Origin of the sequence: Microbacterium gorillae (assembly GCF_050990725.1) — a bacterium.
Taxonomy (GTDB): domain Bacteria; phylum Actinomycetota; class Actinomycetes; order Actinomycetales; family Microbacteriaceae; genus Microbacterium; species Microbacterium gorillae_A.
Genome location: NZ_CP158844.1, coordinates 295329 through 320212, shown reverse-complemented (window position 1 = coordinate 320212; position 24884 = coordinate 295329). Strand labels below are relative to the sequence as shown.

General features: G+C 68.0%; 20 protein-coding genes. 11 read left to right on the top strand and 9 right to left on the bottom strand.

What is annotated here, in order from left to right:
* Positions 1-627 carry a hypothetical protein gene (locus ABTV68_RS01505; protein ID WP_433675851.1) on the top strand — a complete coding sequence of 209 codons (627 nt, stop codon included), beginning with the start codon at positions 1-3 and terminating at the stop codon, positions 625-627.
* Here the strand turns inward: ABTV68_RS01505 and ABTV68_RS01500 are convergent.
* Together ABTV68_RS01500 and ABTV68_RS01495 are read right to left on the bottom strand one after the other, a co-directional pair.
* A complete protein-coding gene (locus tag ABTV68_RS01500) occupies positions 600-1466 on the bottom strand; it encodes a hypothetical protein (protein WP_433675850.1) in 867 nt (288 codons plus the stop codon). The genes ABTV68_RS01505 and ABTV68_RS01500 overlap by 28 nt on opposite strands.
* Positions 1463-2344: a hypothetical protein gene (locus tag ABTV68_RS01495; protein ID WP_433675849.1), complete on the bottom strand. Its 882-nt coding sequence runs from the start codon at positions 2342-2344 to the stop codon at positions 1463-1465. Before ABTV68_RS01495 ends, ABTV68_RS01500 begins: the two co-directional genes overlap by 4 nt.
* A gap of 132 nt (positions 2345-2476) precedes the next feature.
* Here ABTV68_RS01495 and ABTV68_RS01490 point away from each other — a divergent pair, with 132 nt between their 5' ends.
* The 5 genes from ABTV68_RS01490 to ABTV68_RS01470 all read left to right on the top strand — a co-directional run bounded on the left by ABTV68_RS01490 (position 2477) and on the right by ABTV68_RS01470 (position 7534).
* Entirely contained in the window at positions 2477-3229 is a 753-nt protein-coding gene (locus tag ABTV68_RS01490) for an SDR family oxidoreductase (RefSeq protein ID WP_433675848.1), read from the top strand.
* Positions 3199-4794 carry a sulfatase-like hydrolase/transferase gene (locus ABTV68_RS01485; protein ID WP_433675847.1) on the top strand — a complete coding sequence of 532 codons (1596 nt, stop codon included), beginning with the start codon at positions 3199-3201 and terminating at the stop codon, positions 4792-4794. The genes ABTV68_RS01490 and ABTV68_RS01485 overlap by 31 nt, the downstream gene beginning before the upstream one ends.
* A 252-nt stretch (positions 4795-5046) precedes the next feature.
* Complete coding sequence (gene arsB, locus ABTV68_RS01480) at positions 5047-6129, top strand: ACR3 family arsenite efflux transporter (RefSeq protein ID WP_433675846.1); 1083 nt, start codon at positions 5047-5049, stop codon at positions 6127-6129.
* Entirely contained in the window at positions 6126-7133 is a 1008-nt protein-coding gene (locus ABTV68_RS01475; RefSeq protein WP_433675845.1) for a metalloregulator ArsR/SmtB family transcription factor, read from the top strand. Before arsB ends, ABTV68_RS01475 begins: the two co-directional genes overlap by 4 nt.
* Before the next feature lie 56 nt (positions 7134-7189).
* Positions 7190-7534 (top strand): arsenate reductase ArsC, encoded by a 345-nt coding sequence (locus tag ABTV68_RS01470; RefSeq protein ID WP_433677669.1) that lies wholly within the window; start codon positions 7190-7192, stop codon positions 7532-7534.
* A 60-nt stretch (positions 7535-7594) separates the two neighbouring features.
* Here the strand turns inward: ABTV68_RS01470 and ABTV68_RS01465 are convergent, their stop codons facing one another.
* Positions 7595-8929, bottom strand: a complete 1335-nt coding sequence (locus ABTV68_RS01465) for an NAD(P)-binding domain-containing protein (RefSeq protein ID WP_433675844.1) — start codon at positions 8927-8929, stop codon at positions 7595-7597.
* 74 nt (positions 8930-9003) lie between these two features.
* Between ABTV68_RS01465 and ABTV68_RS01460 the strand changes: the two genes are divergently transcribed.
* Entirely contained in the window at positions 9004-9345 is a 342-nt protein-coding gene (locus ABTV68_RS01460; RefSeq protein ID WP_433675843.1) for an ArsR/SmtB family transcription factor, read from the top strand.
* Here the strand turns inward: ABTV68_RS01460 and ABTV68_RS01455 are convergent.
* The 4 genes from ABTV68_RS01455 to ABTV68_RS01440 all read right to left on the bottom strand — a co-directional run bounded on the left by ABTV68_RS01455 (position 9291) and on the right by ABTV68_RS01440 (position 14031).
* The gene (locus ABTV68_RS01455; RefSeq protein WP_433675842.1) at positions 9291-10265 is read right to left on the bottom strand and encodes a diacylglycerol/lipid kinase family protein; all 975 of its coding nucleotides are present in this window, start codon (positions 10263-10265) and stop codon (positions 9291-9293) included. The genes ABTV68_RS01460 and ABTV68_RS01455 overlap by 55 nt on opposite strands.
* Before the next feature lie 138 nt (positions 10266-10403).
* Positions 10404-10925 (bottom strand): hypothetical protein, encoded by a 522-nt coding sequence (locus ABTV68_RS01450; RefSeq protein ID WP_433675841.1) that lies wholly within the window; start codon positions 10923-10925, stop codon positions 10404-10406.
* Positions 10926-11188: 263 nt separating this feature from the next.
* Positions 11189-12175 carry a hypothetical protein gene (locus ABTV68_RS01445; protein WP_433675840.1) on the bottom strand — a complete coding sequence of 329 codons (987 nt, stop codon included), beginning with the start codon at positions 12173-12175 and terminating at the stop codon, positions 11189-11191.
* Positions 12176-12186: 11 nt separating this feature from the next.
* A complete protein-coding gene (locus tag ABTV68_RS01440) occupies positions 12187-14031 on the bottom strand; it encodes a substrate-binding and vWA domain-containing protein (protein ID WP_433675839.1) in 1845 nt (614 codons plus the stop codon).
* A 149-nt stretch (positions 14032-14180) separates the two neighbouring features.
* Here ABTV68_RS01440 and ABTV68_RS01435 point away from each other — a divergent pair, with 149 nt between their 5' ends.
* Positions 14181-15326: a Gfo/Idh/MocA family protein gene (locus ABTV68_RS01435; protein WP_433677668.1), complete on the top strand. Its 1146-nt coding sequence runs from the start codon at positions 14181-14183 to the stop codon at positions 15324-15326.
* 119 nt (positions 15327-15445) lie between these two features.
* On the opposite strand, the gene ABTV68_RS01430 is transcribed toward ABTV68_RS01435, so the two are convergent.
* Both ABTV68_RS01430 and ABTV68_RS01425 read right to left on the bottom strand, forming a co-directional pair.
* The gene (locus tag ABTV68_RS01430; protein ID WP_433675838.1) at positions 15446-16099 is read right to left on the bottom strand and encodes a response regulator; all 654 of its coding nucleotides are present in this window, start codon (positions 16097-16099) and stop codon (positions 15446-15448) included.
* A gap of 38 nt (positions 16100-16137) precedes the next feature.
* On the bottom strand, positions 16138-17382 hold the full coding sequence (locus ABTV68_RS01425; RefSeq protein ID WP_433675837.1) for a sensor histidine kinase: 1245 nt from the start codon (positions 17380-17382) through the stop codon (positions 16138-16140).
* Between the two features lie 165 nt (positions 17383-17547).
* On the opposite strand from ABTV68_RS01425, the gene ABTV68_RS01420 reads away from it, so the two are divergent.
* The 3 genes from ABTV68_RS01420 (at position 17548) to ABTV68_RS01410 (ending at position 24680) form a co-directional block, all read left to right on the top strand.
* Complete coding sequence (locus ABTV68_RS01420; protein ID WP_433675836.1) at positions 17548-18123, top strand: DUF4352 domain-containing protein; 576 nt, start codon at positions 17548-17550, stop codon at positions 18121-18123.
* A 70-nt stretch (positions 18124-18193) separates the two neighbouring features.
* On the top strand, positions 18194-18733 hold the full coding sequence (locus ABTV68_RS01415) for a YaeQ family protein (protein ID WP_433675835.1): 540 nt from the start codon (positions 18194-18196) through the stop codon (positions 18731-18733).
* 340 nt (positions 18734-19073) lie between these two features.
* Positions 19074-24680, top strand: a complete 5607-nt coding sequence (locus tag ABTV68_RS01410; protein ID WP_433675834.1) for a beta strand repeat-containing protein — start codon at positions 19074-19076, stop codon at positions 24678-24680.
* The last annotated feature ends 204 nt before the right edge of the window (positions 24681-24884 follow it).

Sequence of the window (24884 nt, the reverse complement as noted above, 5' to 3'; positions counted from 1 at the left end):
ATGATTCGGGCCATCCGCGAGCGCTGGGCCGCGTTCGAAGCAGCACGGCCGACGCTGGCGCAGCTGGTGCTGTTCGTCGCGATGAACGTGGGTGTGACGGTGCTTCAGCTCGTTCTCATGCCGGTGTTCAAGGCGATCTTCGGCGTGACCCCGCTTGTGGAGGTCCCGTTCCAAGCGCTGCCGCTCGGCGACTTCTTCATCTTCGACTACGCCGAAGGCCCCCTGCCGGAGGGCGGTGGCGGGCTGGCGTACTTCCTCGCCGTTCAGGTCACCTTGGCCATCGCGCAGGTGATCAACTTCTTCCTGCAGCGAAACGTCACGTTCAAGTCGAACTCCGATCCGTGGCGTGCGGCGCTCTGGTACGCCATCGCCTACGTCGTCATCACGTTCGGTGCGGCCGCGCTGCAGAGCGTGTACAAGGCACCGGTGTACGAGCTGCTGATCACGACCTGGGGTCTCGGCGCGTCCGGCGAGGCCATCGCGGACATGGCGACCATGCTCATCAACGCGCTCATCTCATGCGCGGTGTTCTTTCCCATCTTCAAGGTGATCTTCCGGCGCGAGCCGGAGACCTCAGCCGCCGTCCTCCCGCGAGAGGATCACCTCAGGGAGAGCGTCACCTCGTAGGTGGCGCCAGCGGGAGGAGTCGGCGGAGCGTCAGGCACGAACTCCGAACTCGCCGACTCCCAGATGCAGTCGTCCGCGAACACGGCGCCGACCGGAACATCCACGGGCGTGACGCAGGCGGCGAACAGGCGCCCGTCCGCGAACCCGAGGATGCCGACGTCAGCGACCTCGAGATCGCGGCTGAGTGTGGAATTCAGCGCGAAGTCGGCCAGCGCCTGCAGCCCCACCGCCTCCCCCACTGTCACGGAGGCGACCGTCAGTTCGCCGGTGACGTCGAACGCCTCCTCCTCGAGCTTCGTCTGCTCGATAACGAACTGGGCCGCGCTCGGCAGGTCGGCCTTCATCAGGGTGTTGATCAGACCGCGCGTCTGCCCGGGGCGCCAGGTGAAGAGCGTGGGAGAACGATCGATGATGTTGCCCTCCGCGTCGTACGCGGTCACGTCGAGGTAGACCGTACCGAACAGCGTGGCGTCCTCCGGCAACTCCACAGGCGCGAGCAGACGCGTGAAGGCGTCGGGTTCCCATCGGGTCATCGCCAGTTCGCGCACCGTGAAGTCCCCACGCACCACGACGGGCACGCCCTGCGACGTGAGCTGCGGCTGTGTCGCCGGGAGAGGGGTCGCCAGGGATGGCGAAGGCGTCGGAGATGCGGACGGACTCGACGGACGGGTGGAGGTCGGTGTCGGAGTGGACGCTTCCGGTGCCGCAGCGGGCCTCTCGCCCCAGAGCCGGAAAGCCATGAAGCCCAGCGCCACCGTGGCGAGGAGGAGCACGACGGCGGTGACCGTCAGGATGCGCACGGCGGCGGGCCGTCGGGGCACCGAGGTTTCGTGGCTCATCGGGGCTCCACCAGTTCGAAATAGACCTCGTAGTCGGCATCAGCGGGAACGCCCGCCGCATACTGCTGCGGATCGCCTCGCGTGGCCAGGTACACGGGAATGTCGACCGTGAAGCTCGCACCCGCGGGGATGTCGGTCACCGCGTTGCCGACCACGACGATGTCGCCGTCGACGGTTCCGACGAGGAACACCTCGGCGAGCTTCGCCTCCGTGTCGAGCGTGGACGAGATCGTCGCCGTGGCCCGCGAGCCACCGTCCCCGGCCAGGGCGGTGAGCGACAGGGCGCCCGCGGCGGCGGTCGGCTCCTCCGATGCGGGTCCGATCTGCTCGATCAGAACGCGATCGACCCGCGTGAGATCACCCGACAGGAACCCTCGGAACAGCGTCTCCTGGTGCGGCAGCAGATAGAGCACGCTCACGTGCCGCGAGACGATGCGACCGTCCGCATCGTAGGAGGTGACGTCGAAAGTGGGCGAGGCGGCGGCGTCGAGCGGATTGGTGATCAGTGCGTGCAGGACGCTGATCTCGCCCGGCGCAGACCGCGCCATGACCACCTCTCCCAGCTCGAACGTCGACACCACGCCGACGTCGATGCCCTGCACCTGCTGCAGCGGCACGGGAGGCAGCGCGGTGGTGGCTGTGGGGGTGGGAGTCGAAGACGGCACGGCGTGGGTGGGACGGGCCGCCGTGGTCGTGGCCGCGATCGCGCCCGGTGCGGTGGCCGTCAGCCACACCACCGCGCCGCCGAATCCGACCGTCGTGATCGCCAGCAGCGCCACCAGCGCCGCCAGGAGCGCCACCACGGCTGAGCTCGGCGACCGCGTCTCGGCGCGGCTCCCGGGCGTCTCGCCGGACGCGGGCAGATCGGGGACGACCATAGCCGCATCGTAGCGACGCCGACCGCCCCGCGACAGCGGGTTCCCCCGTCACACTTCAGCGGGCGTCATCGTCATATCTGCGAGGGCTTTCGTCGCCCAGAGGTTGGACAGCGCACATAGGGAGAAATGGACATGAGAATCGCAGTGGCCGGCGGGACCGGCACCGTAGGACGCTACGCGGTCCAGACCGCGCACGAACGGCGACACGAGGTTGTTCTGCTCACGCGCGGAAACGGCGTCGACGTGCTCCACGGCAGCGGACTCGAGCAGGCCCTCGCGGGTGTCGACGTCGTGATCGACACCCTCAACAGCACGACGCTGTCCACGAAACAGGCAGTCGAGTTCTTCGGCGCCGCCTCGCGTCAGTTGCTCACGGCCGAGAAGCGCAGCGGGGTGCGTCATCACATCGCGCTGTCGATCGTCGGCATCGACAACATCGACACGTCGTACTACGCGGGCAAGCTGGCGCAGGAACGTCTCGTCGAGGCCTCCGACCTGCCCCACACGATCGCCCGCACCGGTCAGTTCCATGAGTTCGCCGAGCAGATCGTCCGGCAGACCTCCTTCGGCCCGCTGACGCTGGTGCCGCGCACCCTCACCCGTCCCGTCGCCGCACGCGAGGTGGGCGCGCACCTGATCGACCTCGCGGAGGGTGCACCCGCGGGTCGAGCGCGCGATCTGCTCGGACCTCGCGATGAATCCTTGGCCGACATGGTGCGTCGCATGTTCGCGCACGACGGCCGTCGTCGTGCGGTGCTGGAGATGCGCCTTCCCGGTGCCTACGGACGAGGTCTCGCGTCCGGGAAGCTCCGCGGGGGTGGCGCACGGGACACCGCCACGACGACGTTCGAGCAGTGGCTGCACACCGACCACCAGCAGCCCTGACTGTCCGGAGCGATTCCGACGCGAAACGCAGTGGCGAGGATGCGCGTGCTGCCGCATCCTCGCCACCGCGCGTCAGCCGGGCGTCACTCGCCCTCCACCCGCACCCGGTCTGCGATGAGGGCGTCGACGCGGGCTCGATCGCGGGGGTAGAAGCGGTAGAGCAAGCCCAGCACGGCGGCGTTGACGAGCATGAGGAACACGAGGATCCAGAGGAACACCGTCCGCAGCCCGAACGCGTCGGCGAGCACACCCGCCACGAACGTGAACGCTGCCCAGCCGATCACCTCGAAGACGGTCAGATAGATCACGAACTCACCTTCGACGCCGGCATCGAGTTCATCGACACGAACGCGGATGCGGATCGATGGTTCGTGCAGATCGAGTGCTTCGATCCCCACGAGCCGTTCTTTACCTACGACGAGTACAAGCAGCTCTACCCGCACGACTACGACGGACCCGAGTTCGACTGGCCGCCGTACGCGAAGGTGACCGAGGCGGAGGACCAGGTCGAGCACGCCCGCTTCGAGTACAAGGCACTGGTCAGCATGTGTGATCGCTCACTCGGCCGCGTGCTGGACGCCATGGACGAACACGACATGTGGGAGGACACCCTCCTCATCGTGAACACCGATCACGGGTTCCTCCTCGGCGAGCACGGCTGGTGGGCCAAGAGCGTGCAGCCCTGGTTCAACGAGCTCGTGCATCTGCCGGCGTTCCTGTGGGATCCGCGAACGCGTCGCGCCGGCGAGCGCAGCGCGCGCCTCGTGCAGACCATCGATATCGCGCCGACACTGCTGGAGTTCTTCGGTATCGACGCCACGGCCGACATGCTGGGTGCCCCGCTCGAAACGGTGGAGCGTGCGGGCGCGCTCTTCGGCATCCACGGCGGGCACGTCAATATCACCGACGGGCGCTACGTCTACATGCGCGCGTGCGCGGATCCCTCGAACGCACCACTCGAGGAATACACCCTGATGCCCACCCACATGCGCGGCAGGTTCGCGCCCGCCGAGTTCGCGGACGCCGAACTCGCGTCCCCGTTCTCCTTCACGAAGGGCGTGCGTCCGCTGCGACTGCGCGGTCGGGCACAGATCAATCCGTACGTGTTCGGTTCGCTCCTCTTCGATCTCGAGGCGGATCCGGGCCAGGAGCGCCCGCTGGACGACCCGGAGCTGGAGCTGCGCATGCTGCGGCTGCTCGCGACCCAGCTCCGCGAGAACGATGCGCCGGCCAGCCAGTTCCAGCGGCTCGGAATTCCCACGGTGGGTGAGCCGGGTCCCGAGCACCTGCTCGTCCACGCGCAGCGCGATCGGGCGACCGCCGCCGCCGAGCCGCTGCCACCCCTGGATGACTTCGCTGTCGGGGAGTTCGGCATCGGGACCAGTGTGCCGGAGCTGCTGGCACACCCGGTCTCGCGCGAGGTGGTCACCCGCCATCTGCCGATGCTGGCGCAGAGCGAGCTGCTCGGAATGCTCGGAAGCACCACCATCTACGCTCTGGCCGCGGTCCTCGCGATCCCCGTCGCACATCTCCGCGCCATCGCGGACGAGCTCGCCGCGATCTGATCAGGTGATCGGCATGCCGGTACGGGCTTCACACACGCGCGCCGGCAACGACGGCAGGAAGGACTACGCGTGAACGGCTATCAGTGACTTGACGTGCATATCGATGTTTGTCAATATAGACGTACATCGATATAACCGGAGGCATCCAATGATCTCGACGCTCGGCCCTGACCGGAACGACGAACGTGTGGATGTGCTGATCGGCGTACATCAGAAGCCTGCCAACGCAGCGAAGATCGAGGAGCTGCTCGCGTGACGCAGGCGGTGACGCGCGCTGCCCCGAAGCGCCTGTCCACCCTCGACCGGTGGTTGCCGCTCTGGATCGTCCTCGCGATGGGCGCCGGTCTACTGCTCGGGCGATTCGCGCCCGCGCTCTCCGACGCGCTTTCGGCAATGGAGATTGGCGGAATCTCCATCCCGATCGGGCTGGGCCTGCTCGTGATGATGTACCCGGTGCTTGCGAAGGTGCGGTACGACAAGGTCGCCGCCGTCACCGGAGACAAGAGGCTGTTGATCTCGTCGCTGGCACTCAACTGGCTGGCCGGCCCCGCGGTGATGTTCGCTCTGGCTTGGCTCTTCCTTCCAGACCTGCCGGAGTACCGGACCGGTCTCATCATCGTCGGTCTGGCGCGATGTATCGCGATGGTGGTGATCTGGAACGACCTCGCCTGTGGTGACCGTGAGGCCACGGCGGTGCTCGTCGCGATCAACTCGGTATTCCAGGTCGTGATGTTCTCGGCGCTCGGTTGGTTCTACGTGAGCGTGCTGCCGGGCTGGCTGGGGCTGGACGCGCAGGGGTTGGACGTCTCGATCTGGCAGATCGCGCTCAACGTACTGGTCTTCCTGGGGGTGCCGCTGATAGCGGGCTTCGCGTCGCGTTTCATTGGCGAGAAGCGCCGTGGCCGCGACTGGTATGACGAGAAGTTCATACCGAGAGTCGGACCATGGGCGCTGTACGGGCTGCTGTTCACGATCGTCCTGTTGTTCGCCCTGCAGGGCGAGCAGGTCACGTCCCACCCACTGGACGTCGCAAGGATCGCGCTGCCGCTCCTGGTCTACTTCGCGCTGATGTGGTTCGCAGGCCTGCTGCTCGGCAAGAGCCTCGGTCTCGGCTATGCGCGGTCCGCGACGCTCGCGTTCACTGCCGCAGGTAACAACTTCGAGCTCGCCATCGCGGTCGCCATTGGCACCTTCGGCGCAGCGTCGGGGCAAGCCCTGGCCGGGGTCGTTGGCCCCCTCGTCGAGGTCCCCGTACTTGTCGGCCTCGTATATGTCTCGCTCTGGGCCGCCCGCGCTTGGTTTCACACCGACCCCTACGGACAGACATCGTCATGATCACCACGCTCGATAAGCAAGACTGCAGCCCCACGGCCACCCATGCGATCGGTGCCGAAGAAGCGGCGAGTGTCTCCGGCGCACTCAAGGCGATCGCCGATCCTTTGCGCCTGAGGATGCTCTCGGCCATCGCGACCGACCCGCGCGGTGAGGCGTGCGTGTGCGATCTCGCCGAGCTGGCGGACGTGTCGCAGCCGACGATCTCGCATCATCTGAAGGTCCTCAAGGACACGGGCATGCTGCTCTCGGAGCGCCGCGGCACCTGGGTGTACTACCGCATCACGCCGGCCCGCCGCGGAGCGGTCACGGCGCTGTTGGATGCCTTCGCGCCTGCCGCCATGCTCGATGCCGTGGAGAGCGAAGCGGAGCGCGCGGAAGCGCTGCAGACGATGGACGCGCGGGTGACCCGGCTTGCTGAGGATCTCGCGGACGAGCTGACGGGTCTGAACCGAGACCTGATCATCGCGATCGTGCGTGAATCGTACGCGGGCCTGGTGCGATCAGCGAAGCTGACGCAGCACCTGATCCCGCTCACCGAGCGATTCGCCCGCCAGCGTCTGGCCGACCTGGCTCGCGACCGCGGTTCGAGCGTGCCGCAGGTGCTGTTCGTCTGCGTCGCGAACGCCGGACGGTCACAGCTCGCCGCGGCGATCGTCAACAAGCTCGCCGGCGGCAGGGTTATCGCCCGCTCCGCCGGTTCGACGCCCGCCGTGGACGTACATCCGCACGTGAAGTCGCTGCTGGTCGAGATCGAAGGTCCGCAGGGCGCTGACACGGCGTTCCCGAAGCCGTTGACCGATGACGCTGTGCGCGCTGCCGACGTGGTCGTGACAATGGGATGCGGTGACGTCTGCCCGATCATTCCTGGCGTTCGCTACGAAGACTGGACCGTCGGAGACCCGGCCCTTGCCTCACCCGAGGGGGTCGCGGCGATTCATGACGACATCGAGAGTCGCGTCCGCGAACTCCTCTCCACGCTCACCGACCAAAGGAAACGACCGTGACCGACCCGACTCCTTCCGTGCTCTTCGTCTGCGTCCACAACGCCGGACGCTCTCAGATGGCCGCCGGCTGGCTCCGCGAGCTCGCGGGTGACCGCGTCGAGGTCCGCTCCGCCGGCTCGATGCCAGCCGATCAGATCAACCCGGTCGCGGTCGAGGCCATGCGCGAGGTCGGCATCGACATCACCGCCGAGCAGCCGAAGGTGCTCACGACGGAAGCAGTGCAGGCATCCGACGTGGTGATCACGATGGGCTGCGGCGACGCGTGCCCGTTCTTTCCCGGGAAGCGATACGAAGACTGGAAGCTCGAGGACCCTGCCGGTCAAGGCATCGAGTCCGTGCGCCCGATCCGCGACGAGATCAAGGAGCGCATCGAAAGCCTCCTCGCCGAGCTTCTGCCCTGAGCGGCACCAAGCGCACGAAGGGGCAGGAACCTGCTGGTTCCTGCCCCTTCAGCCTGTCACTCAACGCACGGCGGGTGCCATGCCGAGCTGGATGAGCTGCGGCGCGGGCGCGCAGCACGAACCGGCACCAGCCTGCTCGTCCGGTGCGTCGAACACCCCGGAGCCACCGCACACACCGGTGTCCGGGAGGACGAGGTCCACTCGCTCCGCGGCCTCGCGATCACCAGCGATGGCCGCAACGACGCTGCGCACCTGCTCGAAGCCCGTCAGCGCGAGGAACGTCGGCGCGCGACCGTAGGACTTGGCACCGACGATGGAGAACCCGGGCTCGGGCTGGGCGAGATCTGCGGCACCCGTGGCTCGGACAGAGCCGCATGAGTGCACGTTGGGATCGATGTCCGCGGCGATCTTCGCGGGCGCCTGCAGGCGCACATCGAGGTCGAGGCGGATTTCAGACAGGAAGGAGAGGTCGGGGCGGAAGCCGGTCGCGACGAACACTCGCGTGGCCGGCTCGAGGCGGCGGCCGTCCTCGGCCACCAGCACCGCCTGGCCGCCGTCGCTGATGACCCGTTCCGTGCGGAATCCGGTGACGAGATCGACGAGACCGCTTTCCACCGCTCTCTTCGCCCGCTGACCCAGTGCACCTCGCTCCGGCAGCTGGTCGGCGCTCCCACCGCCGAACGTGTTTCCGACCACGCCGCGACGCAGCACCCAGGTGATCCGCATCCCTGGCTCACGCTTCGCGACGCGCGAAAGCGTGCCGATCGTTGTGGCGGCGGAGTGGCCGCCACCCACGACGACCACGTGCTGATCAGCCAACGCCGCCGCATCCTCCATGGTCGGGATGGCGTGTGTGAGGAGGCCCGCTGCGAACGCGGCCCGCTCGCCGAGCGCGGGCATCCCGTCTGCGCCGGCGGGGTTCGGAGTCCGCCATGTGCCGGAGGCGTCGATCACCGTGTGCGCTTCCACACGCTCCTCGGCCCCGTCCGCGCGCTGGAGGTGAACGACGAAAGGCTGCTCCGCGCGGCCTGCATCCACCGACCGGTCCCGCCCCTTGCGGCTGACGCCGACGACGCGCGCCCCATAGCGCACCCGATCGCCGAGCGTCGCCGCAAGAGGTGCGAGGTATCGCTCGATCCACTGCGCTCCGGTCGGGTAGCCCTCGGTCGGGGCTGACCAGCCGGTCGCCTCCAGACGGCGCCGAGCGGCCGCGTCGGTAAGCTCCGGCCAGGGGGAGAACAGACGGACATGTCCCCACTCGGCCACGGCTGCGGCCGGGGCGTCGCCCGATTCCAGAACCAGGGCTTCACGACCCCGCTCAAGCAGATGCGCCGCGGCGGCGAGCCCCTGGGGTCCGGCACCGATGATGACGACGGGATTCACTCCGACCTCCATGTATTGACGTTTGTCGATATGAAGATCCTGCTCGTCATATCGACAGATGTCAATATGTGAGGCAGAATGAGTGTATGACCGCGCTCCCCCTGACCGTCGAGGCCGACAGCGCGTCCTGCTGCGGGACCGGTCAGGCGATCGACGACACCGCCGCGCAAGAACTCGCCACGGTGTTCAAGGCCTTGAGCGACCCGGCGCGGGTGAAGCTGCTCTCGCTGATCCTGAACAGCAGCGCCGGCGAGTTGTGCGCTTGCGACCTCACCGCCCCCGTGGGACTCTCGCAACCCACGGTGTCGCACCACATGAAACTGCTCACCGAGGCCCGACTGGTCACGCGGGAACAGCGCGGGAAGTGGGCGTACTACCGCCCCGCCCCCGCTGCGCTTTCCGAGGCCGTGTCCACGCTTCTGGCGTAGGACGACGCGCGAGGCACCCGCAACCGCAGAGATGCCGGTCCGATACTGATGCGCGCGGTTGTGACGCGACCGAAGTGGTCACCGTCCAGTTGGACGTCATGCGGGGCCTCGAAGCGGATGTCGAACTCACGACCCTGCGTGTAGGCGAGCGCCCGCGTGCGTCGCAGACCTCGGACGGCTCGGCGTCCGAGCGCCGAGCGGTGCACTAGCTTCTGCATCGTGAGCTGTGCGGCGATCCAGAGCCAGCTGAATCGACTCACGGGCCGCATCATCACTACGTCGAGCAGCCCGTCGTCGATGACAGCATCGGGTATGAGGAGGAATCGTCCCGCAAGTGTGCCGCAATTGCCCACGATGATCGTGTGTGCGCGGGTGGATCGGATCGGGCCGCGGTCAACGCGGTAGTCCGCCTGAAAGCGTCGGTTGGCGATGATCGATCGGGCTATGGGTGTCACGTAGGCGAACCAGCCGAGACGATGCTTGGCCGCCGCGCTCGTGCTCCGCGCCATCTCGGCGTCCAGGCCGATCCCGGCCATCACCACGAACACGTGCCTCCGAGGCCCATCCCCGCTCTCAAGCTCGGCGACTCCCATGTCGATGCTGCGTTCCTCACCGGAGAACGCGGCGGCCATGCAGGTGGCGATATCGCCGAGCGGAAGACCGAGATCACGAGCCAGGATGTTCCCCGTGCCGACGGGCACCAGTGACACCGGGATGGGGCTACCTTCCAGCTCCTCGATCACGCTTCGCACCGTGCCGTCTCCGCCGGCGACGATGATGACGCGCGGGATCGAATCGATGGCCAACCCGGCGGCAGCGGTGCCCCCGTCATCAGGGCTGGTGCGGAACCACCGAGTCGGTGCCCACCCGTGCATGCGCTCCTGCTCCACCGCCGAAGCGCTGAGCTGATCGAGGGACACCGTCCGCGGGTTGTAGACGACAGCAGCGTGTGGACGTCGCGGGGTGCGATCCTGCGCGGGTAGGGTCGCCGTTCTGACTGCGGGGCTGCGTGGCCGCCCTGTCGTGTCCATGATGTTCGCCCCCGAGGTCGCGGGCGCTCAGCGTTCGTGGCCTCCTTCATCGGCCCAGTTCTCGAGCTGGACGAGATCATCCTCAAGCTCGACGACGTCCGGGTCGGACGGGAGGAATGTCACCGACTCCGCCAGGGCTGTGACTGCGGTGACTCGAGACTCTTCGGCTACCGCGGCCGTCCTCCATCGTGCTGCGGCGGCGGCGCGAAGTTCCTGCACTCCGGAGCTCACCTCCGCGACCCGGTCGGCCAGAACGTGTGCGAGGCCGTCCCGCAGTTCCTCCAGCGTCGTGTTCGAGATGATGAGTCGTCGATCGGCAACGGCGAGTCTGACTTCCGGGTATCCCGCGTCGGCCAGGACTTCGAGCGTCCTGGTACCCAGCATGCCCTTCACCTCGTCGTGCTCCGGTCGGCGCGTAAAGCTCGTCTCGACCGAGTATCGAGACGGTGAGTGGTCTGTCATCAGGGTGGCAGGCAACGAACCCACCAGCACCGATCTCAGGCCCAGCGTGGCGGTGACGACACCGCTCGTTCGTTTCTGCGTGTTCATATCATGACGTTACGCGCCCAGGATGTGAGCCTCACAGGTTCGCGGCGAACGCGTGGACGGCAGAAGACCGGAGGGGACGAGCCCTCAAGCAGTCCGGTCTTCTGCCGGGGCGACGACCATCCCACAGGATCGAAGTGCGGTATTGACCGGGAGTCAGATTCTCCTCCACCGCGTCGCCCTGCCCAACTCTGCTCTCCAGCGTCCGGTCTGCATACCCCGTTGACGAGCGCGCGCCACGCGACTAACCTCGACGGCCCCGCGGCCTACGCGTCGCCGGATGCGGCGCGGAAGTCGCGGTCCCAGTCCTGCAGCTCTTTGCGTCCGCCCACGAGGCCGTCCAGGCTCACCTGGAAGTGCAGCGCACGGAACGCGTTCACCTGCTTGATGTTCTCCACGACCTCGTCGGACACCGCGGTGAGCGCACGCTCGACCTCCGCGATCCGCTCCTGCGGATCGTCCCACAGGTGCGGGTTGCGGACGATGTCGAGCAGGTAGTCGGGGTGCAGCGCCGCGATCAGCTTGCGCAGCTTCGCGTCATACTCCACGCCGGCGGTGGCGATCTGGCCGTCGTCGGGTCGACGGGCCAGGCGCATGAACAGCTCGCCGGTGTTGGTGGCGAGCGCGTCGATGCCACGCACGGCTCGCTGCGCGACATGATCCGATGACGCGGCATACACCGGAAGGAAGCTGCGCAGCGTGGAGATGTCCGTGAGAATCGGTCCCGGCAGCGCGGTCGGCTTCGTCTTCGCCTTCGCCTTCCGGCGCCGACGCGCGATCACGATCGGAACAGTCACAGCCACCACGAGCGCCACTGCTCCCACCGTGATCCCGGCCACGAGTCCGCCCCCACCGCCGTCACCGGTTCCCGTCGGCTCGAGCGCCACGATGCCCTCGATGGTGGCGGGAAGAGACTCGGTCGGCTGTCCGAGCTGCTCCTGCTCGTTCGCGATCCGCATCGCCTCCGACGCGGGCACCGCATCGGACGTGGCGGACAGGTCATCCCCCACCGCCACGACCAGCGTGTCGTGCGTGTCCCGCGAGGCGATGCGGTCGAGAAGCTCTGAGGATCGTCCCATCGCGGTCGCGACCTCCGGGAACACCACCACCGCGATGTCCGTGCCCGCGACCTGCTGTTCCAGGCTCGCCTGCAGCGCCTGCCAGCCGGGCACGCCGTTGTCGACGTACACCTGCTGTGAGGCGAGGTGCTCGATCGCGTCGCTGACGTAATCGAACGGGAGCAGCTGCGGCACGGGGGCTCCGATCAGAAGTTGTTGATGACCGAGGCGAACACCAGGTCGATCTTGGCGGAGTCGGAGGCGTCGAACCACTGACCGCCCGTCGCCTCGGCGATCCGCTGCAACACGCTGGTGTCGGCGCTGTTGCCGTATGCGATCGGGAAGATGCGCACCGGAGCGGCTCCCGACCCCTCTCCGGAATCCTGGCGGATCTTGGCGATCAGCGAGTCCAGCGAGATCGACGAGTCGGTGTCCTCGCCGTCGGACAGCACGACGATCGCGTTGATACGACCGGGCTCGGCGCGACTGCGCATCTCGTCGTACGCCGTGGCGATCGCGTCATACAGCGGCGTCCCGTTGCGCTGGGCGTAGCGGAGGTCGTCGAGGGAGGTGTTGATGCTCTCCTTCGCGTCGGCGAGCGGCTCCACGTCGCGCAGTTCCACGATGCCGTTGCCCACGTCGGAGGAGACGCCGGTGGTGAAGGCCCAGACCCCCACCTCATCGGTGGAGCGGAAGTGTCCGAGCGTGGACTGCGCGCCCTCGATCGCCCCGTCCAGGCGCGAACGGCCGTCACCGATCGGCTCGTCCATGGAACCGGAGATGTCGATTAGTTCCAGCACGCTCGACGGCTTGCGGATGGTGGTCCACTGATCGATGGCCGCGGAGACCACGTCGACGGCGGGCTGAGGCAGAGAGACGGTCGGCTTCGCTGGGTCGACGCCGTAGGCGGCGGTGAACAGATCGCCCAGCGGGATGGACTCGTCGAGCGGGCGGAAGCCGAACTTCGGCAGGATCCGCTGCGCCGTCTCGGTCTGCAGGAACTCGGCGAAGGCCTCACCCGCGGCGCGCTGCTCCGGCGTCACCCAGGAGGTGCCGAGCACGGTGATGGGGTTGTCCGACCACATCGATCCACCGCTCGGGTAGACCGCCACCAGCTTCTCCTTCGGCGGAGTGAGCGTCTCCCCCGGCTCCACGGTGTGCGAGTCCGCGTTGCCCTGGTTGTAGTTCAGCAGTGAGGTCTCTTCCAGCGCGATGGCGGAGACGTAACCGGAGCCCCCGGTGCCGTTCTGGGTGCCCTTGTACAGAGTGTTCAGCACCTTGCCCGTGGTGTCGCCGTAATGGATGACGCACTCCTCGAACACGCGGGAGAAGTCGGCTGCCGCTGCCACGTCGGCGGTGGTGAGATCCGCCGTCTTATCCGCTGCCGCGTACGACTGCATGAGAATGGCGGAGAGGCCCGTGGTGGAGGTGTTGGGGTTCGTCTTGGAGATCTTGAACGCACCCCAGACCGGCTTGCCCACACTGCCCCAGCCCGCCGGGTCCTGGCAGAGCTTCGCGAGATCGGGAATTCCGATGTCCTTGTTCGGCCAGCCGAGCGCCTTGGCCATCGTCTCGGGCATGCCGAACACGACGGGGGTGTGGGTGAACGACTTCGGTTCCCCCACGATGGCCGGCGATGCCGCGGCCGCGACGCGGGAGGTCCACACGGTGGAAGCCGGCGACCACATCGTCGGCCAGCGGCGGGTGTCGTCATCGGGCCAGTCGCCGCCTGCGGTGAGATAGCGGGTCGCATCGCCGGACGTCACGTTGATCGGACGCACCGTGGCACAGGTCTTCAAGGACTTGGCCTCGGACGAATCCTTGAACGCGTCGGCGAGAGCGTCCAGCATGTTCACCTTCTCGGAGCTGGTGGCCACCACCACGCTGGTGCATCCGTCATCCGCCCAGTCGGTGCCGGTGGAGCTCTCATCCACGAGACCCGATGCGGAGCAGCCGCTCAGCACGACGATCGAGGCCAGGGCCGCAATGCCCCATCCCCGAAGGCGACGGCCGAGTGTCGTTGTGCGATTCCCCCTGCGCTGCTGACTCATGGCACCAGCGTATTCGGCCCTTCGCGCAAGCGGGGACTTCGAGACACTTCCGTTGTCCGCAGGGTGGACGGACGGGCCTTCGTGGAATATGTTGTGCGAAACAACTTTTTAGTGGAGGAGCAACGATGCCCCAGGTACTTCGTGTCGCGATGATCGGCCACGGCTTCATGGGAGCCGCTCATTCCCAGGCCTGGCGCGTGGCGCCGCGGTTCTTCGATCTGCCCGCCGAGGTGCGCATGCAGGTGCTGGTGGGCCGATCGCTGGAGAGCGCGCAGTCGGCCGCGCACACCTGGGGCTGGGAGGAGGCGTCCGACGACTGGCGGGCCGTGATCGAGCGCGACGACATCGACGTGATCGACATCGTCACCCCGGGAGACACCCACGCCGAGATCGCCCTGGCCGCCCTGCGCGCCGGCAAGCACGTGATGTGCGAGAAGCCGCTCGCGAACTCCGTCGCGGAGGCCGCCGAGATGACGGCAGTCGCCGAGGAGGCGGAGCGCAACGGCGTGCGATCGATGGTCGGATTCACCTACCGTCGCGTACCCGCGGCGACGTTCGCCCGTCAACTCGTCGCCGATGGGCGTCTGGGTGAGATCCGTCAGATCCGCGCCGAGTACCTCCAGGACTGGCTCACCGATCCCGAGGCTCCGCTCACGTGGCGACTGCAGAAGGAGCGCGCGGGATCCGGATCGCTGGGCGACATCGGTGCGCACGCGATCGACATGGTGGAGTTCGTGACGGGGGCGCACCTGACGTCCGTCTCGGGTCTGCTGGAGACCCTGGTGACCGAGCGTCCTCTCCTCGCCTCCGGTGTGGGTCTGAGCGGCACCGCCTCCGAGGAGCGCGGTGCGGTCACCGTCGACGATGTCGCGCTGTTCACCGGACGCTTCGACAGCGGAGCGCTGGGATCGTTCGAGGCGACGCGGTTCCGGACCGGGCGCAAGAACGCGTTCCGCTTCGAGATCTCCGGCACGCTCGGCGCCCTGTCCTTCGACATGGAGCGCATGAACGAGCTGCAGTTCTACGACGCCACGGCTCCCGAGCTGGAGCTGGGCTTCCGTCGGATTCTGGTCACCGAGGCCGAGCACCCCTATGCCGGTGCGTGGTGGCCCACCGGCCACATGCTCGGCTACGAGCACGGTTTCAGCCACCAGGTGGTGGACTTCGTCACCGCGATCGCCGAGGGCGTCCCCGCTTCGCCGAGCTTCGCCGAGGGCCTGCACATCCAGCGCGTGCTGGATGCCGTCGAGGCGAGCTCCGCCGCCGGAAGCACCTGGATCCCCGTCGCCCCCTAACTCACCCCACCTCCCGCGAGACTTCCGTCTGTGGGCGACAATCGGCGCAACGCGTGGATTCTCGCCCACAGACGGAAGTCTCGCGGGTCATGGGTTGGCGGGTATGCCGGCGAGACAGCCTACGCCAGGCCGGCGCGGACCGTGATGACGGCGAGCTCTGTGCGGGTGCGGATCCCCCATTTGACGCGGATGCCGTTGAGAGTGGACTTCACCGTGGACGCGGCGATGAAGAATGCCTCCGCCAGTTCCGCGTCAGACGCCCCGGCCACCACGGCGATGGCGAGCTCCCGCTCACGCTCGGTGAGCATCGCGACCTTCGCCTGGGCGTCGCGACGGGCGACAGCTCGATCGTCGTCGCGCACCCATGCGGCCAGCTGTCGCGCCACGCGGGGGGAGAACTCGGCATCGCCGGCCGCCACGGAACGAACCGCATCGAGGATGCGCCGCGGATCGTCGTCCTTGAGCAGGAACCCGCTCGCTCCCGCATCGATCGCCCGCAACACCGCACCCTCGTCATCGAAGGCGGTCATCATCAGGAAAGCCGCGCGATCCCGCAGCGCCGCGACAGCGCTCACCCCGTCCATTCGCGGCATGCGCACGTCACAGAGCACCACATCGACGGCATGTGTCGCGAGCGCTGCGGCGATCTCATCACCGTCCGTGCACCGGCCGACGACCTCCAGGTCCGGAGCGGTGCTGAGCACCGCTGTCATCCCGGCGGCTGCCATGGAGTCATCATCGACGACGAGCACGCGGATCGGGGCGGCAGTCATCTCCCGATCGTACCCAGCGGCACCCGGCGTCTCGCCGCTCAGCGTCGCTCCCAGGGCGCCCACGCCAGCACGGTGAACCCACCGGGAACCGGACCCGCTTGGAAGGTGCCGCCGACCTCGTCCATGCGCTCGCGCATTCCCACGAGGCCATTGCCTCCACCGACCGAGGAGGCCACGACACCGGGAGCCACGGGGTTGGACACCGTGACACTCACACCGCTCTCGGGTCCGCCCCGAACATCGAGCCGCACCGGCGCACCCGGCGCGTATCGGCGGGCATTGGACACTGCCTCCTGCACCACGCGATACACGGCGTGCGACACGGCGCGGTCACAGCCGCCGGGATCGGCCACCATCAGCTGCGCGCGCAGGTCGGTTCCCACCGCGATCGACTGATCCACCAGCGCGGCGATATCCATCAGCCCAGCGCCCGGACCGGAATCCTGGGGGTTCTTCAGCACGTGCACGACGCTGCGCAGCTCGTCCAGCGAACCCTGTGCCGCTTCGCGCACCAGACGTGCCGCCGCGGCCTCGCGTGGATCACGGCCGTCCACCATCAGCTCCAGCGCTCCAGCATGCAGCGACACCGCGCTCAGCCGTGCCGCAAGGGTGTCGTGCAGCTCACGACCGAGAGCCGCACGCTCGCGCTCGCGCTCCATCTCCTGCTGCAGCGTCGTCGTGTTGCGCGTGGCGGCCGCTTCCCCCGCCTGGGCGCGATCACGTTCGTTGCGGAACCGCCGCGCGATACCGAAGGCCGCGAACGGCGCGACCATGAACGCCGCCATCACGATGATCACGAACGTCATGGCCGCCGGCCCCGCGGTCCCCCCGTCCGTCGCCGCCGCGGCGGCCAGCGGCGACCCGGGAAAGGCGAGGTTCCACATCAGCGTCACGATGACCGCGACATATGCGCCCGCCACGCAAGCCCACCGCACCCAGCCCTGACGCGCAGCTGTCACAGCGGCGAGGGAGATCAGCACGGCGAGGCAGTTCGTCGGGGCGATGCAGGTGACCACCGCAGCGGTGATGAAGATCGTCACGGGAAAGCGGTGTCGCCACACGAGCAGCACCGCGACCGCGACCATCGGGAAGGTGATCAGGTACGCCATCGTGCGCAGCAACGGCGGGTAGCCGGAGTCCCCGAGACCGTAGTTCCCGCCATCCGCGAAGCTCCACAGCGCGCACAACAGGGCGATCGCGATGGACCCCACCAGCGACCAGATCCGACGCGCGCGCGACGGCGCATGGCGCGCCGGCTGCGGGATCACGGGCGGGATGGTCATGCTCCGATCGTAGGAGTGGGGACGGACGTCGGTGTACCACCCTCCGCTCACGTTGCTCCCTCCTTTCGTCTGAGAACGCCGACCGATCTGTGGGTGTGCGATTCTCCGCGCTGCGGTGATCTGGATGAGGGCCTCGTCGGGCCCGTCCAACCGAAGGAAGATCGCATGTCCACTCGCCTCGTCCCCCTGTCCGTCACCGCATCCGCCGCCGCTGCCGCGCTGGCTCTCATCCTCGTCGGCTGCTCGTCACCGAGCAGCGCCCCCGGCGGCGAAGCCCCGGCGGCGGAGGCACCCGCAGCCGAAGCACCCACAGCCGAGGAACCCGCCGCCGAGGAGCCCGCCGTCCCCGGACTCAATACGCCCGTCGTCTCCGGAACGTTCGAATTCACTGCTCTCGGCGTCACGGATCTGGGCACCACGATCGGCACCGAACCGCTCTCGACCACCGCGCAGGGCACGTTCCTGCAGGTGGATCTGAAGGTCGCCAACATCGGCGCCGAGGGCGAGATGTTCCTCGTGAACTACGTCAAGCTCGTCGACGCGGAGGGCCGCACGTTCGACGCCGATTCGATGGCGGCGGTGTACCTCGACTCCTCTGCGGGCACCTGGGTGGCCTCCATCAACCCGGGCAACGCTGTGCAGGGTCCGGTGATCTTCGACGTCCCCGCCGGAACACAGGCCGCATCCATTCAGGTGACGGACAGCCTGTTCTCCACCGGGGAGACCATCGCCCTGCGCTGAAGCCGTCGGCCGCCGCACTGTCCTTGGACATCGCGGCGGCCGCCGGTGTCTGCGCCGATAGGCTCGAGGGATGGCTGCCGGCGCGACGATCCACACCTTCCAGGTCTCCCTCGCCGATGTCGACCGCGGCGTATACGAAGAGCTCCCCCTCCGAGTGGCGCAGCACCCGTCGGAGACCGCCGCCTACATGCTCACCCGCGTACTCGCGTACGCGCTGGAGTATGAGGAGGGTATCGACTTCACGGCGGGCATCTCATCGGTCGATGAACCCGCGATCCTCGTGAAGGACCTCACCGGACGAATCACGGCGTGGATCGAGGTGGGCGCTCCCAACGCCGCCCGCGTCCACTTCGGCAGCAAACTGGCCGACCGCACCGTCGTATGGACGCACCGCGACCCGGCGAAGGTCGTCGCGACGTGGGCGGGCAAGCCGCTGCATCGCGCCGAGGACATTCGCGTGCGCAGCTTCGACCCCGGATTCATCGAGTCGGCCGTCGCCGCGGTGGAGCGGCGGAACACCGTGACCGTCTCGGTCACCGAGGGGCAGGTGTATCTGGACCTCAACGGGCAGCTGTTCACGAGCGAGCTGCACGAGCGCGCCGCGGGATGAGTCGCTACCCGGCAGCGGCACCCGCGTCGGCCGTCGCCATCCGCCAACGGACTCACCCGCGTCAGGCACCGCGCGCGGCGTCGGCTGCGGCGAACGCATGAACGTGCGCCGGAACCATGACGGATCCGGCGCATGGCTCAGGGGTTGGCGACATGATCATGATTTCGCCGCCCGCCACACCATGATGTGCCGCGGAAACACCGGCGTGTCACGGTATTGCATCATGCATTCCGCAGCGGCCAAAAACCCGGCATAATCCCAGGTGAGCGGATTCTCTCCCCGAGTCCCCGACCGCTCGCCCCTCCGCCGGTTCTCCGGTCGTCCCCGAAATGTGGCCCCCATGCGCGTTCGTCGTACCACTTCGTCGTCCCTTCGCACCGCGGCACTCGGCGTCATCGCCGCCGTCACCGTTGCTCTCGGCATCGTCGCCGTCCCGGTGGCGGCGTCCGCGGTCGCCCCGATTGTGATCGACGACTTCAACGGGACCGTCACCGGCACCCGAAGCGTCAGCTCCACGAGCCCGTCCGGTTACGGATTCACCGAATCCGGCGGGGTGGGCATCGTGCAGACCTACTCGCCGAACGGAGGCTCCGTCACCGGCACCACCCTGCAGTACTCCTTCGGCTCGCCGCTGGATCTCACCTCGAACGGCAACAACACCGAGTTCATGATCGGCATCGAGAGCGTCACGCGAACGGGGAGCGCCCCGGTGTGGGAGAACGCGGTGTCCGCCGCCATCTCGGTCACCGACACCAACGGCACCACGGGCGTCTACAACACCGGCTACCAGGCGGTAACCGACTTCAACCAGATCATGAACTTCACGTGCGACGGCGGGCTGTCGGCATGCTTCACACCGTCACCCAACTTCCATAGCGTGGCGTCGTTGAAGGTCTCCTTCTACTCCCCCCGCAACCTCTCCCCCGACGTGACCACGATCCGTCTGACCGAGATCCGCACCACGCCCACCGGTGGCGCACAGCCCTCCGCCCCGTCCGTGACGATCGCGCCTTCGGGAGCCTCCACGGCCAATCCGGTGTGGATCGAGGGTTCGGGTCAGCTCACCTGGGATGTGGCGATCACCTCCGACGGCCAGCCCGCCACGCTCGTCACGGCACCGACGGCGGCCGGCTTCCAGGCAATCACGACCGGTTCCGCGTCGCTTGGCCAGGGAACGCTCACGTCGCTCGGCAACGGCAGCTACCGTTACTCCGCACAGGCCAGCGGAGCCGGCACCGTGGAGCTTCGCGCGCCCGCCGGCATCGTCACCGACACCTGGGCGCAGTCGAGCACAGCCGGGGCGAGCACCCCCATCACGGTGGCCCAGGGCACCACGCCCACGATCAGCCCGATCACGGGCTCCGGCGTGGTCGGCGTCGCACTGAACCAGCAGCTCATCGCCTCCGGAACCCCGGCACCGACGTTCTCCATCGTGTCCGGATCGCTCCCCGCTGGCGTCACACTGAACAGCACCACGGGCGCGATCACGGGCACCCCCACGGCGGCGGGGAACACGACAGCGACCGTGCGAGCACAGAACGCGATCGGCTCCCGCACGGCGACGGTCGCCCTGAACATCGCCGCCCTCGCGTTCACCAGCCCGGCCGAGACGGTGTTCGAGGTGAACCAGCCCGCCGACTTCACGGCGACGTGGATCGGCCCCGACGACACCCCCGTCACCCTCACGGGCCAGCTTCCGTCGGGAGTCACGACCACAGCGGGCAACAACACCCTGCATTTCGGCGGCACACCCCAACAGTTCGGCCGTTTCACCCCGACGCTCACGCTCCCGGGTGGTGTCAGCCAGACCCTGACGATCGATGTCAACGCGGCACCCTCCATCAGCAGCCCCAGCGGGAGCACGGTGGACGGTGTTGTGGGTGCCGCGGTTTCCGCGCAGTTCCAATCCCTGGGATGGCCGCTGCCGACGATCGAAGTCGTCGGCACCCTCCCGCCGGGACTGTCCGCCACCCCGAACGGCACTGAGCTCACCGTTTCGGGCACCCCGACCACCGTCGGGACCTTCAGTTTTGATGTCCGCGCGACCAACGCCGCGGGCAGCTTCACCTTCCCCGTCACCTCGACGATCAACCAGGCGGCAGGGCTCGGTCTGCTCCCCGGAAACACCAATGCTCCGGTCGGGGTCGACACGGTCATCCCGATCTCCGTGGTGGGTACGCCCGCCCCGACGGTGACGGCGGTGGTCCTGCAGGGCAGCCAGCCACTGCCCGGATGGATCGTCCTCGAACACACCGACGATGGTTGGCAGCTGGTGGCCACCCCGGACGCTCCGACCACGCCCGTCACCGTGTTGGTCGAGGTAGCCAACAGCTACGGTACGCAGAGCCGTTCGACCGTCATCACGCCCTTTGTCGGACCGTCGATCTCGGGACCCACCGAGATCACGTCCCTGGTCGACACCGCGATCGCTCCCGTGACGCTCACCGTGGGCGGCGATCCTCTCCCGCAGCCGAACACCGACGTCACGGTGACCGGTGATCTGCACGGGCTGCAGGTGACGCAGGAATCCGGAAAGGTGATCTTCTCCGGCACACCCGATGCCACCGGGACCTCGACGATCGAGGTGACCGCCACGAGGCTCGGCGTCACGGCGACCCACGAAGTCGTACTCACGATCACCCAGGCGCCCACGATCGATGCCGGCGACGACATGTGGGTCAGCGTCGGCGATGCCATCAACCGCAAGATCGAGCTGGGCGGGTACCCGCACCCCACGGTCGCCGCCGCCGACCTGCCGGAGGGGCTGAGCATCGTCATCGACCAGGACGGTACCTGGTTGCGTGGCACGGTCACCGAGAGCGGTGAGCACCTCATCATCCTCAGCGCCGTGAATGGCACCACCACCACGCTGGAGTGGCTGCGGATGACGGTGAACCAGCCGGCCCGGATCACGTCTGACGCCATCGTCAGCGTCCCCGTCGGCGAGGATTTCACCTTCACCGTCACATCGACGGGATATCCCGTGCCCAGCCTGATCACCAGCACACTGCCGGTCGGCGTGAGCTTCGTCGACAACGGTGACGGCACGGGGACCCTCTCAGGCCGTCCCGCTGTCCCGGGGACGTCGTTCATCGTCATCAACGCGATGAACCTGTATCCGGATGTCCAGCTGATGCAGTTCACCGCGATCCAGAAGCCGGTCATCGCGGCGGAAGACTCCTACGACTTCCCGGTGCACGAACCTGTCGACATCGCGATCGACGTCACCGGATTCCCGACCCCGGCGGCCAGCGTCACGGGACTTCCGGATGGGCTCGTTGCCGATGGCACCCCCACCGGCATCCGTATTCACGGCACGCCGACGCAGGTCGGCCTCTTCACGCCGAGCGTGATCGCCGTGAACTCCGCGGGCGCGTCCCTGGCGAAGCCGAACATGACAGTCGGATCGGTGCCGGTCGCCACCGTTCCGGTTGATCCGCGGTATCGCGTGGACGAGCCGCTGACGGCGTTCATCGCGGTATCCGGATTCCCCGCGCCCACGATCACGACGACGGCGCTGCCGGTCGGCCTGAGCCTGACGCGCATCGACGACAACCTGTGGAAGATCTCCGGCACTCCCACCGAGGTCGGAACCACCGACGTCTTCGTGCGCGCCGAGAACGGCTTCGATCCGGTATGGGAGACGCCGATCACCCTGGTGATCGATTCCGTGCCGCAGTTCACCTCCCCCGACAACGCGACGTTCGCGATCGCTGAGAGCGGGACGTTCGCCATCACGACAACGGGCTACCCGAACGCGACGTTGACCGCAACCGCTCTGCCCGACGGTCTGTCGTTCACCGCGAACGCCGACGGCACCGCCACCCTCGCGGGTACGCCGACGCAGAGTGGCGAGTTCTCCGTCACGCTCACGGCTGAGAACGGCACCGAGGACGTCACGCAGGAGCTGACGATCACGGTCACGGAACCCGCCGCTATCACCGGCCCCGCGGACGCACGCTTCCGCGCGGGGGTCGAGAGCGACGTCATCATCACGGCGACCGGCTTCCCGACGCCGGAACTCAGCGCGACCGGAGTGCCGGACGGACTCGTGTTCACCGACAACCACGACGGCACCGCGACGCTGTCCGGCACCCCGGCCACGGGTGGCCTCAGCGACCTTGTCGTGACCGCCACCAACGTTCGCGGCTCTGTCGATCGCACCATTCCCGTGACGATCACCGAGCTGCCGCAGATCACGTCGGCGGACTCCGCAACGGTAGGCGTCGACTTCCGTCAGGCGATCACAGTGTCCGGTTACCCGGTGCCGACGGTGACCGCCGAGAACCTGCCCGCCGGCGTCACTCTGGTCAACGACGCGGACGGTGTCGCGCTCGTCGGAGCGGGTGCGGACCTCGGAGTGCACGAGATCACCCTGCACGCCGACGCGGAGATCGACGGGACGGACGCTCGTGCCACGCAGCCGTTCACCCTCATGGTGGAGGCCGGGCCCCGGATCACGAGCGGGTCCGCCCTCGACACGCACGTGGGTGACGCGATTACGTTCCCTGTCACGGTGACCGGATTCCCGGTGCCGACGCTGAGCGTGGCGGACCTCCCCGACGGCGTGACCTTCGTCGACAACGGCGACGGAACGGGCCTGCTGTCCGGAGCGACCAGCGACGGCGGCCAGTTCACGATCTCCGTCATGGCGGAGAACGCGCGCGGCACGGACCTCGGCGAGGTGGTGGTGACGTCGACAGAGGACCCGACGATCACCTCCGCGGACTCCGCCGTGGTGGGCAGCGAGTTCGTGCTCCCCGTCACCACAGACGGTTTCCCCGCGCCCGAGGTCAGCGCTGTCGATCTGCCGACCGGTGTCCAGCTGACCGAGGTCGACGGGTCGCTCGCGCTCGTCGGCACGGATGTGCGCGGTGGCTCCTACACGTTCACACTGCGCGCGACCAACGCGGTGGGCTCGGTGGACCAGACGTTCACCCTCACCGTCGAGGAGGCACCGGCGTTCACGAGCGCCGACACGCTCACGGCGCAGATCGGCGATGAGGTGCAGTTCACGGTGACGACCACCGGTTTCCCGGCGGCATCGATCGTGGATGCCGGGCTCCCGGCCGGCCTCACGCTGACCGACAACCAGGACGGCACCGCGACGATCACCGGGATCCCGACCGAGTCCGGCGCGAGCACCGTGATGCTCACCGCAGCGAACTCGATCGATTCGGTCCTGCAGCTGCTGCGCATCACGGTGACTGCCCCGACGGTGTTCACCTCGCCCGCAGCGGCGGACTTCCGCGAAGGGGATGCCGGATCGTTCACCGTTCGCACCGACGGATTCCCCGTTGCGTCGCTCACGGTGGACGGGGCGATTCCGGACGGACTGAGCTTCGTCGATGCGGGCGACGGATCGGCGACGATCTCCGGAACACCCACCACGCCCGGCACGTACTCCGTCACCATCACGGCCACCCCGGGCGCGGTGCCGACGGCGGGCGTGCTGCGGAGCCTGATCGCGGCGATCACGGCACGCGCCGAGGCGGCGGATGCCGCCGTGGCACAGACGCTGGTGATCACGATCGCGAAGCGGGTCGTGGAGCCCACGCCCACACCGACGAGCTCCGGAACGCCCACGCCGACGCCGACCGATCCCGGAACCCCGACGCCCACGCCGACCGCCCCCGAAACCCCGACGCCGACGCCGACCGATCCCGGAACCCCGACGCCCACGCCGACCGCCCCCGGAACACCCACGCCCACGCCGACCGACCCCGGAACACCCACGCCGACGCCGACGGACCCGACACCGAGCTCGACCGGAACGGCATCTCCCGCTCCGACGCACTCGATTCCCGCGGTGCCGGCCTCCCCCTCAGCCACGCACTTGCCCGCAACGGGCATGGACGTGTCCGGCGCTCCGGTAGCGATCGCCCTGCTCCTCGCGGGTCTGGGCTTGTTCGCTCTCGCGCGTCGTCGCACTCACCGCTCGGAGTAGCCCCCGACTCCTGAGCCTCCGAAACGAAGGGCGCCCCCACCGGGGCGCCCTTCGTCCGTCCCGTTGCCGGGCAGCTTCTGTGCCGTTCTCCCCCGACCCCGTCGCCGCTAACAACCCACCCCACCTCCCCCGAGACTTCCGTCTGTGGGCGAGAATCGCCGCAACGCGTGAATTCTCGCCCACAGACGGAAGTCTCGCGGGTCA